16 protein-coding genes are annotated in these 21,696 nt (G+C 66.7%); 3 read left to right on the forward strand and 13 right to left on the reverse strand.

Annotated elements, in window-relative coordinates:
- The first annotated feature begins 89 nt into the window (after positions 1–89).
- The gene (locus tag ACFJGT_RS21850) at positions 90–1,415 is read left to right on the forward strand and encodes an MFS transporter (protein ID WP_377842363.1); all 1,326 of its coding nucleotides are present in this window, start codon (positions 90–92) and stop codon (positions 1,413–1,415) included.
- Between the two features lie 48 nt (positions 1,416–1,463).
- On the opposite strand, the gene ACFJGT_RS21855 is transcribed toward ACFJGT_RS21850, so the two are convergent.
- From ACFJGT_RS21855 to ACFJGT_RS21915, 13 genes are all read right to left on the reverse strand, one after another.
- Complete coding sequence (locus ACFJGT_RS21855) at positions 1,464–2,498, reverse strand: GSCFA domain-containing protein (protein WP_377842365.1); 1,035 nt, start codon at positions 2,496–2,498, stop codon at positions 1,464–1,466.
- A gap of 116 nt (positions 2,499–2,614) precedes the next feature.
- Positions 2,615–4,072 (reverse strand): polysaccharide pyruvyl transferase family protein, encoded by a 1,458-nt coding sequence (locus ACFJGT_RS21860; RefSeq protein ID WP_377842368.1) that lies wholly within the window; start codon positions 4,070–4,072, stop codon positions 2,615–2,617.
- Entirely contained in the window at positions 4,069–5,241 is a 1,173-nt protein-coding gene (locus ACFJGT_RS21865) for a hypothetical protein (protein WP_377842370.1), read from the reverse strand. The genes ACFJGT_RS21860 and ACFJGT_RS21865 overlap by 4 nt, the downstream gene beginning before the upstream one ends.
- Positions 5,238–6,434, reverse strand: coding sequence for a polysaccharide pyruvyl transferase family protein (locus ACFJGT_RS21870; protein ID WP_377842372.1), 1,197 nt, complete (start codon positions 6,432–6,434; stop codon positions 5,238–5,240). The genes ACFJGT_RS21865 and ACFJGT_RS21870 overlap by 4 nt, the downstream gene beginning before the upstream one ends.
- Positions 6,435–6,466: 32 nt before the next feature.
- Positions 6,467–7,771, reverse strand: a complete 1,305-nt coding sequence (locus ACFJGT_RS21875; RefSeq protein ID WP_377842374.1) for a glycosyltransferase family 4 protein — start codon at positions 7,769–7,771, stop codon at positions 6,467–6,469.
- 2 nt (positions 7,772–7,773) lie between these two features.
- Complete coding sequence (locus ACFJGT_RS21880) at positions 7,774–9,975, reverse strand: glycosyltransferase family 2 protein (protein WP_377842377.1); 2,202 nt, start codon at positions 9,973–9,975, stop codon at positions 7,774–7,776.
- Positions 9,976–9,979: 4 nt separating this feature from the next.
- Complete coding sequence (locus ACFJGT_RS21885; protein WP_377842380.1) at positions 9,980–10,732, reverse strand: hypothetical protein; 753 nt, start codon at positions 10,730–10,732, stop codon at positions 9,980–9,982.
- Entirely contained in the window at positions 10,729–11,976 is a 1,248-nt protein-coding gene (locus ACFJGT_RS21890; protein ID WP_377842382.1) for a glycosyltransferase family 4 protein, read from the reverse strand. The genes ACFJGT_RS21885 and ACFJGT_RS21890 overlap by 4 nt, the downstream gene beginning before the upstream one ends.
- Entirely contained in the window at positions 11,973–12,812 is an 840-nt protein-coding gene (locus ACFJGT_RS21895) for a class I SAM-dependent methyltransferase (RefSeq protein ID WP_377842384.1), read from the reverse strand. The genes ACFJGT_RS21890 and ACFJGT_RS21895 overlap by 4 nt, the downstream gene beginning before the upstream one ends.
- Entirely contained in the window at positions 12,809–15,100 is a 2,292-nt protein-coding gene (locus tag ACFJGT_RS21900; RefSeq protein WP_377842386.1) for a glycosyltransferase family 2 protein, read from the reverse strand. The genes ACFJGT_RS21895 and ACFJGT_RS21900 overlap by 4 nt, the downstream gene beginning before the upstream one ends.
- Before the next feature lie 131 nt (positions 15,101–15,231).
- Positions 15,232–16,026 carry a calcium-binding protein gene (locus tag ACFJGT_RS21905; RefSeq protein ID WP_377842389.1) on the reverse strand — a complete coding sequence of 265 codons (795 nt, stop codon included), beginning with the start codon at positions 16,024–16,026 and terminating at the stop codon, positions 15,232–15,234.
- Positions 16,027–16,321: 295 nt separating this feature from the next.
- Entirely contained in the window at positions 16,322–17,680 is a 1,359-nt protein-coding gene (locus tag ACFJGT_RS21910) for an HlyD family type I secretion periplasmic adaptor subunit (protein WP_377842392.1), read from the reverse strand.
- Positions 17,677–19,431 carry a type I secretion system permease/ATPase gene (locus ACFJGT_RS21915; protein ID WP_377842395.1) on the reverse strand — a complete coding sequence of 585 codons (1,755 nt, stop codon included), beginning with the start codon at positions 19,429–19,431 and terminating at the stop codon, positions 17,677–17,679. Before ACFJGT_RS21915 ends, ACFJGT_RS21910 begins: the two co-directional genes overlap by 4 nt.
- A 327-nt stretch (positions 19,432–19,758) precedes the next feature.
- Between ACFJGT_RS21915 and ACFJGT_RS21920 the strand changes: the two genes are divergently transcribed.
- Together ACFJGT_RS21920 and ACFJGT_RS21925 are read left to right on the forward strand one after the other, a co-directional pair.
- The gene (locus tag ACFJGT_RS21920; protein ID WP_248311376.1) at positions 19,759–20,361 is read left to right on the forward strand and encodes a MarR family transcriptional regulator; all 603 of its coding nucleotides are present in this window, start codon (positions 19,759–19,761) and stop codon (positions 20,359–20,361) included.
- Positions 20,358–21,503, forward strand: coding sequence for a glycosyltransferase (locus ACFJGT_RS21925; protein WP_377842401.1), 1,146 nt, complete (start codon positions 20,358–20,360; stop codon positions 21,501–21,503). The genes ACFJGT_RS21920 and ACFJGT_RS21925 overlap by 4 nt, the downstream gene beginning before the upstream one ends.
- The last annotated feature ends 193 nt before the right edge of the window (positions 21,504–21,696 follow it).

Consider the following 21,696-nt stretch of genomic DNA (forward strand, 5'->3'; position numbering starts at 1 on the left):
CGGGTAGCTTCTATCCACCGTATCCATTTGTATGAGGTGCGGGCAAGCCCGGTCCTGCTGGCCTGCCTCCCAACGAGGAATTCGCGGTCATGAGCGCTGACGCAGCGAGCCATCCATCGAGGCATCCGACCGACGCGCATGGCCGCGACCACGTGTCGCCGGCCGATATCGCGCTCGGTGTCATCATCGGCCGGACCTCGGAATATTTCGACTTCTTCGTCTTCGGGCTCGGCTGCGTGCTGGTCTTCCCCGAGCTGGTCTTCCCCTTCGCCGACCGGGTCACCGGCACGCTCTATTCCTTCGGCATCTTCGCGCTGGCCTTCGTCACCCGCCCGATCGGCTCGATGCTGTTCTTCGCGATCGACCGGCATTACGGCCGCGCGACCAAGCTCACCGCCGCGCTGTTCCTGCTCGGCGGCTCGACCGCCGGCGTCGCCTTCCTGCCGGGCTATGCGACACTCGGCGTCTGGTCGATCGTCATCCTCGCCGGCTTCCGCCTGCTGCAGGGCATCGCGCTCGGCGGCGCCTGGGACGGCCTGTCCTCGCTGCTCGCGCTCAACGCCCCGGCCAATCGCCGCGGCTGGTATGCGATGCTGCCGCAACTCGGCGCCCCCTTCGGCTTCATCCTGGCGGCCGGCCTCTTCGCCTATTTCGAGGGCGCCCTGTCGCGGGAGGATTTCCTCGGCTGGGGCTGGCGCTATCCCTTCTTCGTCGCACTGACCATCAACGTCGTCGCGCTGTTCGCCCGCCTGCGCATGGTCGCGACCCAGGAATTCGCCCAGTTGATGCAAACGCGTGAATTGGTGCCGGTCTCGGTGTTCGAGCTCATCCGCGTCCACGGCCTCACGCTCATCCTCGGCGCCTTCGTGCCGCTGGCCAGCTTCGCGCTCTTCCACCTCGTCACCATCTTCCCGGTGAGCTGGATCAACCTCTTCACCGATCGCTCGGTCTCGGAGTTCCTGCTGGTGCAGGCCGCCGGAGGCGTGGTCGGCGCGGGCGCCATCGTCACCTCCGGCCTGATCGCCGACCAGATCGGGCGCCGCAACACGCTGCTGCTCTCGGGCGGCATGATCGCGCTGTTCAGCCTCTCCAGCATCGTCGCCCCGCTGCTCTTCGGCGACAGCCTGGCCGGCCAGACGATCTACGTGATCATCGGCTTCGGCCTGCTCGGCCTCGCCTATGGCCAGGCGGCTGGCGCGGTCGCCTCCAGCTTCAAGCCGCAATACCGCTATACCGGCGCAGCCCTGACCTCCGACTTCGCCTGGCTGATCGGCGCCGGCTTCGCCCCGCTGGTGGCGCTGACGCTGTCGAGCAGCTTCGGCCTCGCCTGGGTCGGGCTCTACCTGCTCTCCGGCGCGCTCTGCACGCTGGTGGCGCTGTGGCTCGATCGGCGGTTGGAGGCGCGCTACGGCTGAGCAAAGAACGGAGCCGGGCGGCTCAGTTCTTGAAGGCATCGCCGCTGCTCAAGCCGCCTGCGGCCGCTCCTGCGGCGCGAGATAGGCGCTTTGGAAGGTCTCCATCACATGCTGGACCATGTCGCGCGCGACATGGAGCTGGTCGTCCTGGAAGGCGAGCGCGCGCGGCGAGTTGAGCACGATCTCGTAGCTCGGGAAGTAGTCGACGAAATCGAAGCGGCGGAACAGTTCCTCCGCCACCGCCCGCAGCACCGATTTCGAGGCGCTGTTAGCGACGATGACGTCGGCATCCTTGAAGGTCGCACCAAAGGGCACCGGCGACACCGTGACGACGAAGCGCATCTCCGGATGGCAGTGCTCCCGGATCAGCCCGATGATGTCGAGCATGTCGGCCAGCGTCGCGTCATAGCCGTAATCGACGAAGCGGAAGCGCTCCGGCATCCGCTGCAGCCAGACCGGGCCGGGATGGGCGTTCATCGCAATGCCCGTCTGCGCATCGAGCCAGGTCTCGGTCAGGCCCAGCGTGAAGAAGCAGACGCGCGCCTGCTTGATCTGCGCCGTCGCTGCGGTCAGGCGCTTGCGGTTGGCGAAGGCGCTCTCGCGATCGAGCAGCTTGAGACCACTCGCCTGCGGATCGAACCATTGCCCGGGCGCGAGCTCGATCAGCCCCTCGTCCGGGTAGCTCTCGCCCGTCAGGACGCGCTTGAGCTCATGCGTCATCGAGCGCACCGAGTACTTGTTCAACGCGCCCCGGCTGAGCTGACCGCGATCGGCCCCGCCGCCGCGCCCGCTCTCCTCGTTCCAGCTCTCGAAATGCTCGGCCGGCACGCCATGGCCTTCGAGCAGCAGCGGCAGGCCGCGCGCCATCAGGATGTTCTCGACCTCGCGCGCGAAGCAGGAGCCCATGGTGAAGATCGGCTCGGCCGGATCGAGCCGGAACTTCGACTTGTGCTCCACCGCGACATAGTCGCCGGTGGTCAGGCGCTCCCTGGCCATCTTCTCGGGCTTGCCCGAGGTCCAGCCGCGCACCGGGTTGCCGCGCATGATCGAAAGCGCCGTGCCCGCATCGTACTCGATCTTCATGATCGTCTCCTGGTTGGTGGAAGCCGATAGCCGGGAGGCCTCGCGCCCTGCCGGGCCGGCGAAAGCCGTTCCGAGATCCGGGGCAGTTCGACCGTGATCCCGCCCCGGCCAGTCCCTCACATCCGGTGCGGAATGCCGTTCCGGTCGAGGAAGCCGCGCATCCGGTCGTAGGAGCCGGCGTAGCTCTTCGCGAGGCCGTTCAACGCCGCCTCCTGGTAGACCGCGCGCCAGCCGCCCTCGGCGAGCGCCGCCTCCGGTACGACCGGGATCTTCAGCGTCTCGGCCAGTTCCTGGCTGCGCGTGTCATAGGCGACGAGCACGCCGGGCACGCCATGCGCCACGGCCGGCAGCACGCCATGGACGCGATAGCCAACGGCAAGGTCCTGCGAGCGAGTGAAGGCGTCGTAATGCTCGACATCGAAGAAGGAGAACAGCTGCTTCTCGTAAATCCGGCGCATCGCGGCATCGTCCGCGCCGCTCCACCAGCCGGTGCGGGTGAATTCGGCGACAGCCTTCTCCTTGGCGGCGGGGTCGCGCAGGAAGAACGCCTTCTCCTCCTGCTCGCCATGCGAGGACATCACCATCTCGCTCTGGGCGTCGACCTTGAGCAAGGCAGCCTTCTGGTTGCGCAGATAGGCTTCCGGGTCGGCGGTATAGCTCTTGTCGGCCTCGCGGCGCAGGCTGAACGCGACCTTGCGGATGTCGCGCTGGTCGGGAATGCGGATCTTCAGATCGCGATTGCGGGTGCGGAAGATCGAGGGGCAGCCCACCACCTCGACATTGCGGATGCCGTTCTGCCTGAGCGTCTCGGCGCTGAAGGCACCGCGCACGCCGATCGCCGCCGAGCGCTCGGCCACGATCGACCAGAAGTGCCGGGACGCCTCGGGCAGTTCGATCCGGCGATTCTGGCTCGCCTGCGCGCCGACGCCGATGGCGTAGACCGGCAGCTTGACCTTCTCCAGCACCTCGACGGCGCGGAACCACTCCATGCTCTCATGGATGAAGTTCGAGCCGCGCACGAAGACGAAATCGAACTCGCTGGCATAGCGCGCGATATCGGCATCCGTCGGCGACATGATCTTCATCGGCTCCAGATGCGCGTAGTCGAGGAGCTTCAGCGTCGAGTCGTAGACGATCATATCGCCGATATTGAAATAGTCGCTGAGCAGCTTCTCCATCGGTGCGCGATACCAGCGCACCTTGTCATGGTCGTAGACCTCGCCCGCGGGATAGATCACCAGCGCCCGCAGCGGCTTCGTCTTCGAGACCGGGCGCAATTCCGAGCCGGGCGCGAGCGCGCCGGTCCGCGCATCCGCGACCGCAATGGAGCGCAGCCGCGTCTCGGGCAGGGCCGGCAGCGGAATCGCGATCTCGGCCACGGTCGCATCACCGGTGGCGAGCGCGCCCGGGTTGATCGTGGCGTAGTCCTGCCCGTCGATGAGCAGGCGCAATGACGGCCAGCTTCCGCCGGGCTCGCGCGCGACGAGTACGACGACCTCCTGCGTGGTGGCGCGCAGGATCTTCATGCTCTGCACGGCCTGGCTGGCCGGAAGCGGATGGGCGGGCGCATTCATGGATTGTCCTTCACGATGCGGATTTTGATACGGACGAGATCGCGCTGCGGGCCGACCTTGCAGTCGGCGACATGCATCTTGGTCATGAACAGAAAGGGCTGGTCGCCCGTGGTCTCGAAATTGCGCGAGCGCGAGGCCGGATCGGCGACGGCGCCGTAGCTGTAACGGTCGCGGTCGCCGCAATCCTTGCTCCACATCGTCGGATGCGTGACCAGCGTCTGCAGCGGCGCCCAGGTCACGAGGTCCTTGGACCAGCTATAGGCAACGCGCCCGCCGACGATGCCCTGCCGGGGATCGGGGCCGAGATGGAAGATCGCGAGCCACTGCCCGCTCGCCTCGTGCCGCGTGACCGAACCGACCGTGGTCGGCAGGTTCTTCAGCGGCTGGCATGGCCGCGCCTGGCTCAGATCGTCGCGATAGGGATCGACGGCGGGAATCGTAAAATCCTGCCCGTCAAAGGCGCGCCAGGTCGTCGGATCCTTGAGGTCCGTCGACCGGAACAGGCAGACGCCGTTCTTCTGGCCCTCGCCGCCCGTCGTCGCGATCAGCGCATACCAGGCGCCGTCCTTCTCGACGATATTCGAGGGGTTGAAGAAGCCGCGATGCCGCCCCTGGCCGACATCCTGCCTGTAAGGCGGCGCCGCCACGAGCGGGCGCGGCTCGTCGGTCCTGAAGCTGCGCCCGCCATCATCGGACTGAGCGGCAGTCACGACATTGTACCAGCAGCTCATCGCCTCCTTGAAGCGGCAGGCGCCGGGATGTTTGTCGGCATGGTATTCGGCGTGAACAAGCGCCTGGACATGGCGCCCGTCGCCGGTCCAGGTCGCGGCGATCCAGCTCTTGTCGCTGAACTGGCTGGGATCGGCGCTGTTCTTCGCTTCGAAGGACACCGCGCAGCTCTTGCGGATCGATGATAGGTCGGCGCCGATCAGCGGCCGGCTGCGATAATGGCTGGCGAAGGCGACAACCTCGCCCTTGTCGTCGCGGAAGGCGCGCAACGGCGCGTCCGGCAGGTCCCATTCCTCGCAGCGCTCGCGTGCCCAGGACACTACCGTCTCCTCCTGCGCGCCGGGCTCAAGCTCGAGTCGATAGCCCTGCGCCATCGCAGGCAGCGCCAGCAGCAGGCAGGCCGCCGACAGCGCACCGCGCAGGTTGCAGGCGCCCCTCATGCCACCTTCCGTTCCGGCGCGGGCGCCTCCTGGCCAGCAGCAGTCGGCTTGGCCATCTTGTGGTCGATCCTGTTCTCGCTGAGGAAGGCGCTCATCGCGCGGTAGACTTCGCCATAGGCCGTGTTGAAACGGTCGAAGCGCGCCTGCTCCCAGTGCTCCTCCAGCCTGAAATCCTGGCCGGCGAAGACGTCGATGCTCGGAATCTTGAAGGTATCGGCGAACTCGACCGTGCGGCTGTCATAGGTGAAGTAGATCGACGGCGTGCCGTTCGCGAGCGCCATCAGGTTGCCGTGCAGCCGGTAGCCGAGCACGAGATCGAGCCCGCGCACCAGCCGCTCGTATTCCGCGACCACGTCGGAATAGAACATCCGGCTCTGGTAGAGCCCGGTCACCTGCTCATCGAGATACCAGTTATTGGCCCACTCGTTCTCCTTCAGCGCGGCGAGAGCCTGAGCCTTCTGCTCGGACGTGCCGAGCGCGAGTTTCTTCTCCTCGACCTCGCCCTGGGACATCAGCGTCACCTCGAAGCGATCGGCCATCGCCTTCACGAGGGAGCGATGGAAGGTGAGGTAGCGCTTGATGTCCTGCGCATAGGTCTTCGAGACCTCGCGCCGCAGCGTCACGCCAGCGGTCTTTATCTGCTCCAGCGGCGGCAGGCGGATGGCGAGGTTGGGATCGTTGTTCCGGAACGCCGTCGGGCAACCGATGATGCGGACATTGCGGATGCCGAGATCGTTCAGCACTTCCGCCGAATAGGTACCGCGCACGCCGAGCGAAGCCGTCGAGTCCGAAATGAGCTTGAGCACCGTTCTGGTGTCCTCGCTCAATTCCAGCTTGCCGCTGACCGGAGCCTGAGCGCCGATGCCGAAGGCGATCACCGGCAGCTTCAGCCGGCGCAACACCTCGGCCGCCTTCGACCAGTTCATCTGCGCATGGACGTAGTTGGAGCCGCGCAGGAAGACGTAGTCGTACTCGGCATTGAGCCGGTCGATCATCGCGGGATCGACGTGGTCGATCGGCAATTCGTCGAGCTTCTCGAAATTGAGCAGCTTCAGCGAGGAATCGAAGACGAAGGCGTCGCCGATATTGTGGTAGTGCTCGATATGGCTTTGCAGATCGGCATGGCGATACCAGCGGACATTGTCGTGGTCATAGACCTCCCCGGAGGGGCTTATGACGAGGATGCGGGCCATGGTCGGGTCTCCCCTGTTGTTTCGTTATGGTTTCAGGCGATCATCGCGGCTTGGTCCTGCCGCGCGGCGGCAGGCTTGCTACGTTCGGTGAGGAGGCGGCGATAGAGCTCGAGATGCGCGTCCGCGCATTCGACATGGCTCATCGGCCGCTTGATCCCGCCGCGCAGGCGCTCCCAGAGGCCGGGCTCGGTCAGCGCGCGCGTCATGCAGTCGACAAGGTCTTCCGGGCTGCCGGGTCGGAAATGCAGGCCGTCGACCTCGTCTGTGATCTTCTCGGCCATTCCGCCGAGATTGCTCGCCAGGATCGGACGGCCATGGAAGAACGCCTCCTGGATCACGATCGGCGAGTTCTCCCACCAGACCGAGGGCATCACCATCCAGTCGACCGAGCGCATCAGGTTCGGCATCTCGCGGTTCTGGAAGGCGCCGCAGAAGCGCACGCGCCGCCCGGCCGCTTCGACGAGCTTCGCGAACTTGTCCTGATAGGCCTGCGGCTGGCGCTCCAGATTGCCGCCATAGACGAGCAGGATCGAATCCTCGCCCCAAACCTTCTCGGGAATGCGCGTCACCGCGTCGATCAGCACGTCGGCGCCCTTGTAGGGCGTGAGCTGGCCGAAATAGGCGAAGCGCGAGCGGCGCCCCTTACCTTCCGGGAGAGGGCGCGGCGGGGCGGCGGCGGCCACGTCGATGCCGTTCTCGATCACCGAGAAGCGCTCCTCGGAGAGGCCCCAGTCCACATAGCGATCCACGAGGAAGCGGCTCGGCGATACGAAATGGTCGGCCAGCCCCAGCATACCCTTGATGAAGGTCTCGCGGGCGAGGAAGCGGGCCGGCGAGATTTCCGGGAAGCAGGCGTTGCAATCGGTCGGCGAGGCCCGGTAGCAGAGCTTGAAGGCGCCGGTCTTCACCATCTGGCCGTGGTGGTGGCAGATCGAGAGATATTCGTGGAAGGTCACCACGATCAGCGCATCAGGCAGCGCGTCGCGCACCGCGAACAGGCATTCGAGTCCGAGCCCGATGAAATGGTGGAAATGCACCACATCCGGCTTCAGATCGTGCAGCACGCGCACGAAATCGCGCTCGATCTCGTCGGTGGCCCGGTTCGAGATCAGGAAGTGGTCGTAATCCTCGGCGTAATAGAGCAGTTCGCCGCCGCGCTGGCGCAGGCTCATCAGCGCCGTGCCGGCATGGCGCGGCGTCGGCGCGCCGACGCGGGCGAGGAAATGGGAATCGACGCCCTCGCCGGCCTGCAAGCCCTTGTGCAGGTTGTAGGACGCCACCTCCGCCCCGCCGAGCGAGAGCGAAGGATGGCCGTGCGATATCACGAGAACCCGCATCCTCAGCCTTTCATGTTGGAGATGGCGAGCGCCCAGCGCCGGTCGAAGCTGGTGCGGTCGGCGAGCTGGGCGAGCGCACCAGCATGGGGCGTCGCGGTCTCCGCGTCGTCGACGGCATAGACCTCGACATCGGGCACCCAGAGCGAGGGTGAGCCCGCCATCCGGAGCTTGAGGCAGAGGTCGAGCCCCTTCTCCGCCGTGGTGAAATAATTGCGCGCGAAGCCGCCGACCTCGATGAAGGCGGCACGCGACAGGACGCAGCATTCGCTGGCGCCGGCCGCGACCTCCATCGGGCCGAGATTGCCGACGGCCTCCAGGGGATAGCCGACGAAACGGTTGGCGATGCGCCGGCTCGCCCCCTCGCCTTCCAGCCAGGCACCGGCCCAGCGGATGGAATCGTCCTCGAAGAGCAAGGTCGGGCTCGCGACGCATTGGCCGCCGCGCGCCCGATAGGCCCGCTCCAGCCGCCCGAGCCAGCCGGGCATCCGGATCTGCGCGGCGCCGGACAACAAGGCGACCGTGTTGAAGCGGCAGGCGCGTACGCCGGCCTCCAGCGCATCGCAGGCATCCTCGACGCCCTCGACCGCGACGAGCCGCACGGAAAGCCCATAGAAGCGTGCGAGCCGCCGCGCTTCGGCACCGACGCGGTCGAAGCTTTCGGAGGGTGCGGCAAGCACGATGGGCAAGGGCCGCGCTTCAGGGTCCATCGCCAGCAACGCGAACAGCGCCGACAACTCGCGATGCCGATGATCGAGGCCGATGACGAGGCCAAGCGGTGCCTCGGGATCGAAGTTCCCAACGTCGAGCGTCTCCGCGGCGCGCGGTGGCGCGATCTCCGCCGCCTGCAAGGCCGGCGCGATCTGTCGCTCGACCACGGAACTGGCGGTCGAGGAGCGCGGGTCGAGCAGGCCGAGCACGCGCTCCAGCGCCCGCCGTGCCGGGGCACGATTCGGTTCGAGCGGCAGGAAGGCGGGGCCCGTGCCCTGCACCTCGAAGGCGAGATACAGCGGTTGGCCGGCTTCGGGAAGCAGCTTCGGCGCGAAGACGATGAAGCCGTGATTGTTGCGACGGGAGGCCAGCGCCGGGCCGAAGCGCGGGTCTTCCACGAAGGCCGCGGTCACATCGGCGCGCTGCACGCGGGTCCACAGGCGATCGACGGCGCAGGACTGGCTGCCGCTGCGCAGCGTGACGCCACCGACCCGACGCTCGGGATCGAACAGCCAGCCGATGATCAGCACGCCGGTGCCTTCGACGACCGTCACCGAGTCGATACCGGCCCGCACCGGCTCCTCCAGCAGGCAGACCGTGTCGCGCCCGTCGAAGCGCTGCGAGGCGCGCTTCAACTTATCGACGGTGGCCTGCGGGGCAGTCCCGCGCTGCAAGCCGTCGCGCAGATGGCCGGGCACGGTGATCGGCTCGAGCAGGACATGGCGCTCATAGACCTCGAGCGCGCGCCAGCCGTCATTGCCGCGGAAATAGAGCCGCTCGATCTCGCCGGGATGCTGGGCGTGGCAATCCTCCAGCAGGCCGAAGAAGCCGCGCGCGCCTTCGCCGAGATCGTCGCGCTCGAAGGTCCCGGTTTCGAGATGAGCCGGCGACAGGCCGCCATGCGAGATCAGCAGCTTCACGCGCCCCGCCGCGAAATGGGAGGTCCAGCCCTGCAGGAAGATGCCGTCGCCGACGCCGCCGGTTTCGCCAAGCTTGCCCATCACCTCGACGAAGCCGCCCGGCCGCGCAACCGTCTGCAACAGCATCGCCACGGCCCGCAGGCGGCGCGGATTGGGCGCGCCGGTCAGCAGCACTTCGAGCAGGCCATCGACGACGCTCGGAAAAGCCTGGCCGGAATCGTCGGCGAGCTCCGACAGGAACGTCTGCAGGGGTTGAGGCTTCGGCGCCAGGATCAGGCGCAGGGGACGGCCGGGGCGCCCGATCAACAGGGCGCCGGTGCCGCTATTGTCGACGCTGGGCGCGGGAGCGAGACACAGAAACCCGGTGGCCGACGTGGGCTCGGCACCGGGCCGGCGCCAGCTCAGCACCATCGTCTGGGCGCGGTTGCGCGGATTGCCGTCGACCGCGACCGGAACCTTGGCCGGAATGGCGTCGCAATGGCTGCGGACGAGGATCGCGTTCTCGCCGAGCGGCGTCCAGGAGACGGTCGGCGCCTGCGCGATCGCTGTCCTCTCGGGAACGATGACCTCGCTCATCGCCTCAGCCTCCCCAGAGTGTCACGGCGAGCGTGACGAAGGACATCACCGCGGCGAGCGCCGAGAGGAAGCCGAGGATGACGGTGACCTGCCGCAGCGGCGCCCGCGCCTCCTTGCGGATCGCGTCCAGCCGCGCATCGAAGCCGCGCAAGGTGCCGTCGAAGCGGAGCTGAAAGACGTCGAGCTCGCCGAGCCGGCGCACGATCTCGCTCTGGCTCTCGGTCTCGGCTTTGGTGGCCTCTGCCAGCGCATGGTTCTCCTCGAGCCGCGCTGCGATGCGGTCGAGCTTCTCGTTGAGCTCCTTCTGGGCGAGCTGGGCGCGCCGGTTGAGCACGATAAGCATCTCGACCTTGTCGAAGAAGCGGGCCAACGGCACGGCGATCGCCGCTTCCGCCGCGAGCTCATCCGCAGCCGGCAGGCGCAACTCGAATTCCGCCCCCGTCGCAGGCGAAATGCCGACCACCGTCAGATGTGCGCGTACTGCGACCAGCGCCTCGTCGAGATCGATCGAGAAGGCGTGCTTGCCGTCGCCGATGCCGTTGCGGCGGAGATCGATGCGGCTCTGGTCGGCCTTCGTTTCCGCGACGACCTTGCCGTCCAGGGAAATCCTGACCGTGATCGCTTCATCCGGACGGGCCTCGTCCCAGATCCAGCCATGCAGGCGGCTGCCGTCGAGGGCATCGACCCGTCCGTTCAGGCGTGCGGGATTGACGTTGGGAAGGCGGGTTTCGTTGTCCTGATACTGAGCCGTTGTCATGCGGCCTCTGCGAGCTTGAGGCTGTCGAAGAGGGCGAGGTGGCGGCCGGCGCAGCCGGCGAGCGTCGGCTGCTCGGCGATGCCGTGGACGAGGCGCTGCCAGAGACCGGCCTCTTCCATCGCCCGGCGAAGGGTGCGGGCCAGCGCGGCCGGATCGCCCGGCCGGACATGCAGCCCGTCGATCTCGTCGCGCACCATCTCGGCCATGCCGCCGATGGCGCTGACGATCGTTGGCCTGCGGTGCTGGAAGGCTTCCTGGATGACGAGGGGCGCGTTCTCCCACCAGATCGAGGGCATCACCACCCAGTCGACCTCGGCCATCAAACCCGGCACCTCGTCGCGGGAATAGGGCCCGCAATGGGTGACGACACCCTCGGCACCGGCCAACGCCGTATCGAGCGCGCTGGTGAAGGCTTCGCTCTGGAACGGCGCGCCGCCATGGATGCGCAGGGAGAACTCGGTCTCGCCGGAAGCGCGCAGCAACTGCGCCGCCTGCAACAGCGGCAGCACACCCTTCCAGGGGTTGAGATTGCCGAAATAGCCGAAGCTGGTGCGCCGGCCTGCCGCCTGACGATGCGGCGCGGCCTCCTGGGCCGGGCGGGCATTGGCGATGACCTCGATCCGCTCACCCGGCAGGCCCCAATCGACATAGCGCTGGCGCAGGAAGCGGCTCGGCGCGACGAAACGATCGACCGCCGCCAGATGGGTCTTGATGAAGCGCTCGCGCAGCAGGAAGCGGTCGGAGCCGATCTCCGGGAAGCAGCCATGGCAGGCCGAAGGCGAGGAGCCGTTGCAGCGCTGCCGGTCGCCCGGCCGCACCATCAGCCCGTCATGATGACAGATCGGATAGTAGTCATGCAGCGTCATCACGATCGTCGACTGCGGCAGGAGCCGGCGTGCCAGCGTCAGGAACTCCGCGCCGATCAGCACGAGATGATGGACGTGGATCACGTCCGGCCGGAACTCCTCCAGCAGCGTCGCGAGGTCCTGCAACGTGCCGTAATGGTCAATCTGGCTCATGTGGAAGCGGTCGTAATGTGCGCTCCACAAAACCACGTCCTCGCCGACCGCCTGCAGCGCCGTGCCGGGATGCGGCTCGCGATGCATCGCATTGGTGGCACCGAGGAACAAAACCTCGCAGCCCTGCTCGCGATAGGCCTGGGACAAATCATGCGCGAAGATCTCGGTCCCGCCCGGATGCAGCGACGGATGGTTATGCGCGACGACGAGGATGCGGCGGCTCATGCGTGGCCTCCCGGACCCTTGCCCCCCGGCTTCGTCGCGATCAGCAGGTCCTGGTAATGCGCCGCGCTGATGCCGCGCCAATGCCCCGGTCGCAGCGCCTCGACGGTGAGCCCGGCCTGCGCCGTCTGTTCCAGCAGGAAGCGGCTGTCGATGCCGGCGGCGGCGAGCGGCGCCTCGTCGATGGCGTACCAGCCCGGCCCGTCCTGCCAGCGCTTGAACGAGAGGCGCTCCTGTCCGGTCGACGTGCCGTCGAGCGCGAAGGCGGTAAGGAAGAGGCGCCCACCCGGCGCCAGCAGGCGCGCGGCCTCCTGCAAGTAGACCACGAGCTCGTCCGGCGGCAGATGCGTCGCGACCGAGGTCATCGTCACGAAATCGAAGCTGCCATTGGCGAAGCCGAAGCGGACCTCGATGCCCGGCAGGGACCCTTGCGGGTTATAGAGCGGATGGGCGATGTCGAGCCGCTGGAAGCGGAAGCGCGGATAGGCCGGCGTGATCGTCTGGGCGCACCAGAGGATGCCTTCCATCACCGGGTCGACGCCGTCATAGCTGCCGCGCTCGGGATCGAGATATTGCGTCAACGGCACGGCCATGCGGCCGATGCCGCAGCCGATATCGAAGACGCGCTCATGCGGCTTCAGCCGGCCGATGCGGATGAAATGGCCGAGGAATTCGGCCCCGATCGCGCGATAATCGCCGTCGCCGACGAAAATCGAACCTTCGGGCGGATGCGGCATGAAGCGATTGCTCTGCAGCGAGGCCAGAAGCCAGTCGAGCTCCGGCCCGGCGGATGCGTCCGCGGGAGCTGGCTCTGGTGCGATCTGTCTCAGGGCGGTCATGCGGCGGTCGCTCTCCGGAAGCTGAAGCGGGGAACAAGATCGGGTTCGGCGGGCGCGGGCGCCGGCAAGGCAAGCTCGGGCGCGGAGGTCTCGAAGGCCTGCATCAGCGCATCGATCTGGGCGCCCCAGCGCTGCGATTGCAGCCAGGCATTGTGCTGGGAGGCTGCGCCGCGCGTGTAATCGACGCTGCGCGCGATCGATTGCCGTTCGAGATGGTAGAGCGCGACATCCGGGACATAGAGGATGCCGAAGCCGGCCCGCCTGATCTTGAGGCAGAGATCGCTGTCCTCGTAATCGCCGATCACATAGCTCTCGTCGAAGCCGCCGAGCTCCGCGTAGAGATCGCGCGCCATCACGATGCAGGCGCCGGTAACGCCGGGTACCGGCCGCTCGATATTGGCCGGCGCATAGCTGCCGGGCATGCCCTTGAAGTAATGATGGTTGAGCCAGGTGCCTTTGCTGTCGCACTTGAAGAACAGCCCCGCGTGTTGCAGCGAGCCGTCGTCATAGAGCAGCTTCGGACCGACCGCGCCGACCCGCGCGCGGCGGTCGAGCCTGGCGATCAGCCCCTCCAGCCAGCCATTGCCGGTCGGGATGACATCGGAATTGACGAGAGCGAGAACCTCGCCGCGTGCGACGGCAGCGCCGGCATTGCAGGCGGCCGAGAAGCCGCCATTGCGCCGCATCGCGACGAATTGCATCGGCAGACCATAAGCGAGATGCAGGCCGCCGAGCAGATGCGCGACTTCGGCCTCGTGCTCGGGCGAATCGAGCACGTAGATCAGCTCGGCATTGCCAGCGAACCACGGATCCCCGGCGAAGGCCGCGACCTGCACGCGCAGGAAATCATAGACGCGGTAGAGCGGGATCACGACCGAGGCCTTCGGCCGCGCCGGCAGCCGCCCGAAGGCCTTGATCACCGGCTCCGGCCGGCTCTCGCGCAAATCTTCCTGACAAGCGGCGAGGATCGGCGCGAGCGTCGTCTCGATCATATCCGCCGTCAGATATTGCGGCGGGATCGCCGCCAGCGCCCGCGCCCGGATCGTCACCGGATCGGCCGGCTGCACCGGTGGGCGCAGCGTCAGCGTCGTCCCGGATTTCAGCTTGATCTCGCAGCGCGGCTGCAGCACCGGCGCGCCGCCGGCATAGTCCGCCGCGAAACCGGCGAAGCCCGTGGCGGCGCGCGTCTCGCCATCCGTCCCGGTCGGCAGGCGCACGGGAAAGCGCTGCAGGCGCGAGAGGATCGCGATCGGCTCGCCATTGCCGCGATGCAGCAGCACCTCTTCCAAGAGATCATCGGGATCGCGCAGCAAGCCTCCGATCAGGAGCCCAGCCTGGTTGCAGACCGCGAGATCAAGCTCGGCAGCCGGCAGGTCGTCGCTGCGGCGGACATGCTGGACCGCGAGCGGCACGCGCCGCTGCATCTCGATCGCGAGCAACCGCCCCTGCTCGGACAGGCCAGCGAGTTGCTCGACCACCCAGTTGCGCAGGCCGTCGCGGCTCGCGGCCTTGCCAGCCCACCAGCGACCGAGCGAAGGCGCAGCCTGCCGGCCGGGCAGAGCGCGCAGGACCAACGAGCGTTCGCCTTGCAGGATCAACAGCCCGCCGCCGCGGCTCGGCGGCGCATCGAGCACGAGATGGACCTCGCGCTTGCCGCTGCGATCGGAGGAGCCGAGACGGGCCTTGAGATCGAGGCGCGCGAGCCCCGCACCATCGAGGCGCGCGACGCCTTGCAAGGCGCCGAAATCGGGGGGCACAACGGTCTCGAACAGCCACTGGCCTTCGACCAGCGCCGCAGTCGGCAGCATCGCCACCGGCTTGGGGAACAGCGTCAGCAGGAACTGGCGTAGAAAAGAGAGATAATTCGGGATCGCGGCTAGGCCGAACAGCGGCGGCCAGGCGCGGACCAGCGCATTGGCGAGTGTCAGGCGCGCCTGCGGCGTCAGGTCCCTGAGAATCTCGGTCGGATCGGCAAGGCCGTGGACGAGCGTGGGGTCGAAGCCAGCCGTCACCTCGCCCTGCGGGCCGTGGTCGCTGAGCATCGCGACGACATTGTCATGGCCGGACGAGCGGAAGGCGACGGCGAGCCGCTCGCGTCCGTCGCGCAGGCCAAGCGTGATCGAGGCCGCAGGCAGGCGCCGGCCGCCAGCCGTCAGCGCGATCGCGGGCTTGCCGAAGGGCGAAGCCTCGAGCGTCCAGCAGAGCAGGAAGACCGAGCCGCCGAGGCGGTGGAGTTCGAGCTGGGCAGGCGGTGTCGTCGCCATCGCGACGGGCGCGAGAGAAAGCATGAAAGCGCTCCTGCGGCACAGACAATCCCGGAGCGCTTGCGGAAAGCGGGGGGACGCTTTCCGGGGGCGTGCGCGCTCCGGGGCAGCAAACCCCTCGCTCGGCATCGGCCGGGCGAGGGGTCGCATCAGGGTCAGGCGACCGTGAAGTAGGCGTTCGGATCGGCCTGGACGTCGTCGGCGCTGACGCCGACCAGGGTGAGCGTGTCGCCATTGCCGAGATCGACGACGGTGTTGCCGCCAACCGTGGTTGCACGCGCTGCGACGTCTTCCGCCGAGCCGATGCCCGTGCCGTTGATGTCGGAGGCGATCTGCAGCATGTCCGACCCGGCCTCGAAATCGAGGACGACATCGTTGCCGCCGCCACCCTCGAAGACGAAGGTGTCGCTGCCCGCGCCGCCATGCAGGATGTCGTTGCCGGCACCGCCGAACAGCATGTCGTCGCCAGCGCCACCCTGCAGGATGTCGTCGCCCACGCCGCCATTCAGGATATCGGCGCCGTCGCCACCCTGGAGGACGTCGTTGCCGACACCACCCTGGAGGATGTCGTCGCCCGGCCCGCCCTGCAGGATATCGTTGCCTTCGCCGCCGATCAGGACGTCGTCGCCGTTATTGCCGCGCAGGATGTCATCGCCGGCGCCACCGGAGAGGATGTCGTTGCCCTCGCCACCGAACAGGGCATCGTTGCCCTCGTCGCCGGAGAGGACATCGTCGCCGAGCCCGCCGAACAGGGTATCGTTACCCTCGCCGCCGAACAGGGCATCGTTGCCGCCATCGCCGAACAGGGTGTCGTCGCCTTCCTCGCCGAACAGGGAATCGACCTGATCCCCACCCTTGACGATGTCGTCGCCAGCTCCGGCGAGAATCACGTCGCTGAAACGACTCCCAATCAAAAAGTCGTCGAATGCACTTCCTTCGATCGTCGCCATACGGCACCTCCTGGGCGATCTGTGAACCTGGATCATTCGGCGGCCGCACCGCGGAACGGGAAGACCAGGACTGGTTCGACAGCCATCGATAGATCAGGCCATCGCTCGACCGAACGAAGATTGCTCAATAGATGCAGTGCAGCAAGCTTTTTATTGTGATCATTTTGCGACGCAGCATGATTTGGTCTTTATTTTACGATCAATAAACTATCGATATTCCAACGGATATACTTTCAAAATCGAAATATAAGTCCGGCTATGCGGGTGTGCCCGGCTGCGCATCGTCAACGAGGGCTCAATCCTCACGGAAGGCCCGGTTGAAGCTGTCGGTGATCGGCGAGAGCAGGTAGTCGACCGCGCGGCGCGCGCCATTAACGATCATGACCTCCGCCGTCATGCCGGCATGGAGCGTGACTTTATAATCCCGCAGGCTCTTGGGATCGATCTCGGCCCGCACCACGAAATAGGGAATTCCAGACTTCTCGTCCACGAGCTGGTCGGGCGCGACATAACTCACCTTGGCCTCCAGGGGCGGCAGCAGGCGCGAGTTGAAAGCGGTCAGGCGCACGCGGGTGCTGGACCCGACGCGGACCGAATCGATATCGCGCGGGTCGACCTTCGCCTCGACGATCAGCGGTTCATTCTCCGGCACGATATCGAGGATCGCCTCGCCCGCCGCGATCGCACTACCCGCCGTCCGCGTCCGGATATTGGCGACGACGCCCTCCTGCGGCGAGGTCACCACCAGCCGGCGCAGCACGTCCTCGGCTTGGACGATGCGCTCGGTCACCTCCGAGAGCATCAGCTGGGCCTCCTGGATCTCGCCGCCGATATCGTTCTGCTGCTCGAGGCTGATCGAGAGGATTTCGAGATTGGCCCCGGCGACCGCCTGCTCGGCCTTGGCCTTGCGGGCCGTGAGTTCGCCGGCCTTGCCGGATAACTCGCTCTGCTTGGTCTGGAGCTCGACGAGCTGGCTGCGCTTGGCGTAGCGCTTCTCGTAGAGCTCGGCCATGATCCTGACCTCCTCGTCGATCAGTGAGCGCTGCTGGACGGTGGCGTCGATCTGGGCCTTCAGCGCATCCGATTCCGCCTGATGCTGCTCGATCACGCGCTGCTGGATATGGACCTTGCCGCCATGAACCTGGGCACGGGATTTGAACAGGCCCTGCTCCGACCGCAGCACCTCGCGGGCGATCGGCGAGGTCATTTGCGCGATATCGGCGGGAAACGCGATCTCCGCGGCGCTGGTCTGCTCGGCCCGTAGGCGCGCGAGCTTGGCTTCCAGCCCGATGCGCTTGGCCTGCAATTGCTGCAACTCCGCGCGCTGGCGCGCATCCTCCAGCCGCAGCAGCGGTTCGCCTCTCGCGACGCGCTCGCCCTCGGCCTTGAGCAGGGTCTTGAGGATGCCGCCTTCAAGGTGGCTAACGGTCTTGCGCTTGCTGTCGACGGCGACGATGCCGCTGGCGACCGCGGCGTTGTCGAGCCGCGCCGTCACCGCCCAGGCGCCGAAACCGCCGAAGCCGACGCCGATTGCGGCGACGCCGGCCAGCACGAGATTGCGCAGGCTCGGCGCCCGCTCGTCATCGACATCGACCACGTCGCCCTGGATCGTCAGCGAATGCTCGCGGCGCTTGATCAGGGAGTTTCCGGTCATGCCTTCACCTCGCGCACCTGGGCCGGAGCCGCCGGAGCCTTGGCAGCCGGATCGAGCTCGACCCGGCCGCCCGGCGTGATCATGCCGGCGATCTCGCCGCGCGGCCCGAACTGCTGCACGCGGCCCTCGCGCAGCACGAGCAGCTTGTCGACGACCTGCATCACTGAGGGGCGATGCGCGATGAGCACGACGATGGCGCCGCTCTCGCGCGCCGCCGCGATGGCGCGGATCAGGCTCTGCTCGCCCTCGGCATCCAGATTGGCATTGGGCTCGTCGAGCACGATCAGGCGCGGCATGCCGTAGAGCGCGCGCGCCAGGCCGATGCGCTGGCGCTGGCCGCCGGAGAGATTGAAATCGCTGTCGGCGACATTGGTGTCGTAGCCGAGCGGCAGGCGGCCGATCAGCTCGTGCACGCCGGCGATGCGCGCCGCCTCCAGGATGGCATGCGGGTCGGGCTCGCGCATGCGGGCGATATTCTCGGCGATCGTGCCGTTGAGCAGCGAGACCGATTGCGGGAGGTAGCCGACCATCGCGCCGAAGGAGCCGCGCTCCCACAGATAGGTGCTGTGCCCGTCGAGATAGACGCCGCCGACATTGGGCTTGAGCACGCCGACGAGCAGACGCGCGAGGGTCGATTTGCCGGCGCCGGAGGGGCCGACCACGCCGAGCACCTCGCCCGGCGAGAGCGTGAAGGAGACGCTCTTGATGACCGTCTGCTCCTGCCCCGCGGGCGCATAGATCACGCGGTCGATCACGAGATCGCCCTGGCAGGGCGGCGTCGGCACGGTCTGGCGCTGCGAGCTGCGGCTCAGCACCAGCTCGCGCACGCGCTTCCAGGCCGCGGCGGACAGAACCCATTGCCGCCAGTCGGTGATCATCGAATCGAATGGCGCCAGCAGGCGGCCGAGCAGGATGCTCGCGGCCATCAGCGTGCCTGCCGTCACCTCGTTGCGGATGATCAGGACGGCGCCGGTGGCGTAGACCGCGAGCTGCATCGTCATCCGCGAGGAGCGAGTCACCGCCGCGATGAACTTGCCGCGCCGCGTCCCCATGTCGAGCTGCTCGATCATCGCCAGCTGCTGGCCGCGCCAACGTTTGGACAGCGCCGGCAGCATGCCCATCGCCTCGATCGTCTCGGCATGGCGCAGGCTGGCGCCGACCTCGTTGATGCTGGCGACGCCGGCCTCGTTGGCGTCCTTGAGGATGCGGCGGGTCAGCATGTCCGAAAGCACGCCGAGCAGCAGCAGGATGATCAGCGAGGCGAGGCCGACCAGCCCGTAGGCTGGATGAAGCGCGAAGAGAACAGCCAGGAAGACAGGCGACCAGATGGCTTCCAGAGGCGTGGCGATCGCCGAACTCGCGATGAAGAAGCGGATATCGTTGAGATCGCGAATCGCCTGCGTGGCCTGCCCCGAGCCCTGCTCGAGCGAGGCGCTCACCGCCGCCTGCAAAGCCGGCAGATTGAGCCTGCGCGCGAAGATGCTCGCCATCGCCTGGAAGGTCAGCGAGCGGATGAACTCGATCACGCCATAGAGCACGAGCGCCCCCACCGCGATCACCAGCAGCATCGTCAGCGTGTCGTAGCTGCGGCTGACGGTCACCCGGTCCTGCACCTGCATCATGAACAGCGGGACGGTCAGCAGCAGCAGGTTCACGCACAGGCTGAGGAACGCCGCATAGCTCAGGCCGCCGACGAAGGAGCGCTGGAGATTCCGGATCAAGGCGTCAGGCGCCGGCTTCACCGCCTTCATGCAAGGCTCCGCGAATGAGGGAATCTGAGGTCCGAGAGAATTATGGGGAAAGCCCCGTCATCGGCCCTACAATGAGACATGGAGGGAGTGTCAAGATTATGACAGATTAGAAGTCTAACTCGTCGAATCGGATGGAAGCAAATAAGGCCATACTATGAGAAATTTTGAATTTCGAACTAGTTTCCATCCATCTGAAGATTACTACAATCTTATCTATTAGCTAACGTAGATGGCATGTGCTTTGCCTATAGGCTTCCCGATACGACAGGAGACAAACGGATGGATTGTTTAATTTTCGATCAGGCGGGGTAAGGAATGCACTTCAAATTGCGCGGCGGCGAGCAATTCACAGGCAGTTCCTTGAACGGCCACCATCCGGCGAATGGTTCCGGTGTCCTCGACGAGGCCCCCGATCGCCGAATTTCCCCTTTTGATCTGGCGCGGGTGATCGAGCGGGTCAGCCGGCGCTTCCTGGATTATCTCCGGCTTGAGCTGACCAAGCTCGGCATCGACGACATCTCGCCATCGCAGGTGATGGTGCTGATGACGATCGGACAAGGCGAGATCGCCGTGCGCGATCTGCTGGACCGCGGCCACTATGGTGGCTCGAACGCGTCCTATAATCTCAAGCAGCTCGTCGAGAACGGCTATCTCGACCGTGGAGCTTCGCCGCGTGATCGCCGGCAGGCTCGCATCTCGCTTTCGCTGAAGGGGCAGATGCTGTGCGAGCGGTTGCGGCTGCTCGACGAGGCCAGCCAGTTCGGCCAGCGGCTGGAGAGCAACCGCGAGACCGACCTCAACACGACGCACGAAACCCTGCGCCAACTCGAACAGTGGTGGAACGACGCGCTCCGCTACGGCGGAGTGCTGCTCGCATCATGCATGTCCTATTCGTTCATCGCGCAGGATCTGGTCAATTCGCTGCTTTGATCGGCAGCCTCGTCGCCGAAGGCGTCGAGGTCACGCTAATCACGGAACGCCCGGCGCAGGAGGCGCCGGGCGTGCGCCAGCTCGCCTATGCGGTCAACGAGACCGCGACCCAGCACCCCGCGCTTGCGGCGACCGAATATCACTTGCGCACCGGGGAGGCGGTGGCACGGTTGATGGAGCGCCTGAACCGCAGCGACCCGCCCGATGTCGTCCTCGGTCATATGGGCTGGGGCGGCATGCTCTTCGCGCGTGACGCGCTGCCCGACGCGGCGCTGATCGGCTATTGCGAATATTACCATCGCAGCACCGACTCTGACCTCGATTTCGGCAGCGACGAGCCGATTCTCCCGGCCGATCGCCAGCGCGTGCGGATGCGCAACGCGGCCCAGCTCCTCGCCCTTGATACGCTGGATGCCGCCTATGCGCCGACGCAATGGCAGCGCCGGCAATATCCGGCGGCCTATCGCCAGCGCATCGCCGTCTGCCATGACGGCATCGACACCAGCGTCTGCCGGCCAGATGCCGAGGCGGCCTTCCTTCTTCCCGACGGCCGGATACTGAAAACGGGCATGCCGGTCGTCACCTTCGTCGCGCGCGATCTCGATCCCTATCGCGGCTATCCCGAATTCATGCGCGCAGCGGCCATTCTCGCAGAGCGGCACCCTGACGCACTCTTCGTCGTGGTCGGCGGCGACGGCCCGGGCTATGGCCGCCCCCGTTCCGACGGCAAGAACTGGCGCGAGGCGATGTGCGCTGAGACCGCGCTCGGCGACCGCATCCTCCATATTCCCTGGCTGGCCTATGAGAACCTGATCCGGCTGTTCCAGGTCTCGGCCGTCCATGTCTATCTCACCGTCCCCTTCGTGCTGTCCTGGTCGCTGCTGGAGGCGATGGCCTGCGGCTGCCTCATCGTCGGCTCCGACACCGAGCCGGTGAAGGAAGTGATCCGCGACGGGGTCAACGGCTTGCTCGCTCCCTTTCACGACGCGGAAGCATTGGCGGAACGCATCGGAGACGCCCTGTCGGGTCCAACGCTTATGCGACCGCTCCGCCGCGCCGCACGAGACACCGTCATCGCCGGTTACGAGCGCAACCGCTGCATCATCAGACAGACCGGCTGGATCCATCAGTTCGGGGATTAGGGGCGCCTGCTTGGTGGTTGGTGGCCGAGCTGTCATTCCGGGGCGCGCCGAAGGCGCGAACCCGGAATCCACGACTGGGCGAGACATTCTGCGCCTGTTTGCAGCCGGCTCACCCGGTCGTGGGTTCCGGGTTCTTCGCTACGCGAAGCCCCGGAATGACAAAGCGGGCTCCGAGGCTGAACCTGACCCAACA

The sequence above is a fragment of the Allobosea sp. UC22_33 genome (genome assembly GCF_042700715.1).
Classification (GTDB): domain Bacteria; phylum Pseudomonadota; class Alphaproteobacteria; order Rhizobiales; family Beijerinckiaceae; genus Allobosea.

Excerpts from the sequence above, each read along its gene's own strand:
- ACFJGT_RS21900 (WP_377842386.1), bottom strand. The coding sequence starts at position 15,100 with ATGCTTTCTCTCGCGCCCGTCGCGATGGCGACGACACCGCCTGCCCAG.
- ACFJGT_RS21850 (WP_377842363.1), top strand. The coding sequence starts at position 90 with ATGAGCGCTGACGCAGCGAGCCATCCATCGAGGCATCCGACCGACGCG.
- ACFJGT_RS21885 (WP_377842380.1), bottom strand. The coding sequence starts at position 10,732 with ATGACAACGGCTCAGTATCAGGACAACGAAACCCGCCTTCCCAACGTC.
- ACFJGT_RS21875 (WP_377842374.1), bottom strand. The coding sequence starts at position 7,771 with ATGCGGGTTCTCGTGATATCGCACGGCCATCCTTCGCTCTCGCTCGGC.
- ACFJGT_RS21880 (WP_377842377.1), bottom strand. The coding sequence starts at position 9,975 with ATGAGCGAGGTCATCGTTCCCGAGAGGACAGCGATCGCGCAGGCGCCG.
- ACFJGT_RS21910 (WP_377842392.1), bottom strand. The coding sequence starts at position 17,680 with ATGACCGGAAACTCCCTGATCAAGCGCCGCGAGCATTCGCTGACGATC.
- ACFJGT_RS21855 (WP_377842365.1), bottom strand. The coding sequence starts at position 2,498 with ATGAAGATCGAGTACGATGCGGGCACGGCGCTTTCGATCATGCGCGGC.
- ACFJGT_RS21895 (WP_377842384.1), bottom strand. The coding sequence starts at position 12,812 with ATGACCGCCCTGAGACAGATCGCACCAGAGCCAGCTCCCGCGGACGCA.
- ACFJGT_RS21905 (WP_377842389.1), bottom strand. The coding sequence starts at position 16,026 with ATGGCGACGATCGAAGGAAGTGCATTCGACGACTTTTTGATTGGGAGT.
- ACFJGT_RS21915 (WP_377842395.1), bottom strand. The coding sequence starts at position 19,431 with ATGAAGGCGGTGAAGCCGGCGCCTGACGCCTTGATCCGGAATCTCCAG.
- ACFJGT_RS21870 (WP_377842372.1), bottom strand. The coding sequence starts at position 6,434 with ATGGCCCGCATCCTCGTCATAAGCCCCTCCGGGGAGGTCTATGACCAC.
- ACFJGT_RS21860 (WP_377842368.1), bottom strand. The coding sequence starts at position 4,072 with ATGAATGCGCCCGCCCATCCGCTTCCGGCCAGCCAGGCCGTGCAGAGC.
- ACFJGT_RS21890 (WP_377842382.1), bottom strand. The coding sequence starts at position 11,976 with ATGAGCCGCCGCATCCTCGTCGTCGCGCATAACCATCCGTCGCTGCAT.
- ACFJGT_RS21865 (WP_377842370.1), bottom strand. The coding sequence starts at position 5,241 with ATGAGGGGCGCCTGCAACCTGCGCGGTGCGCTGTCGGCGGCCTGCCTG.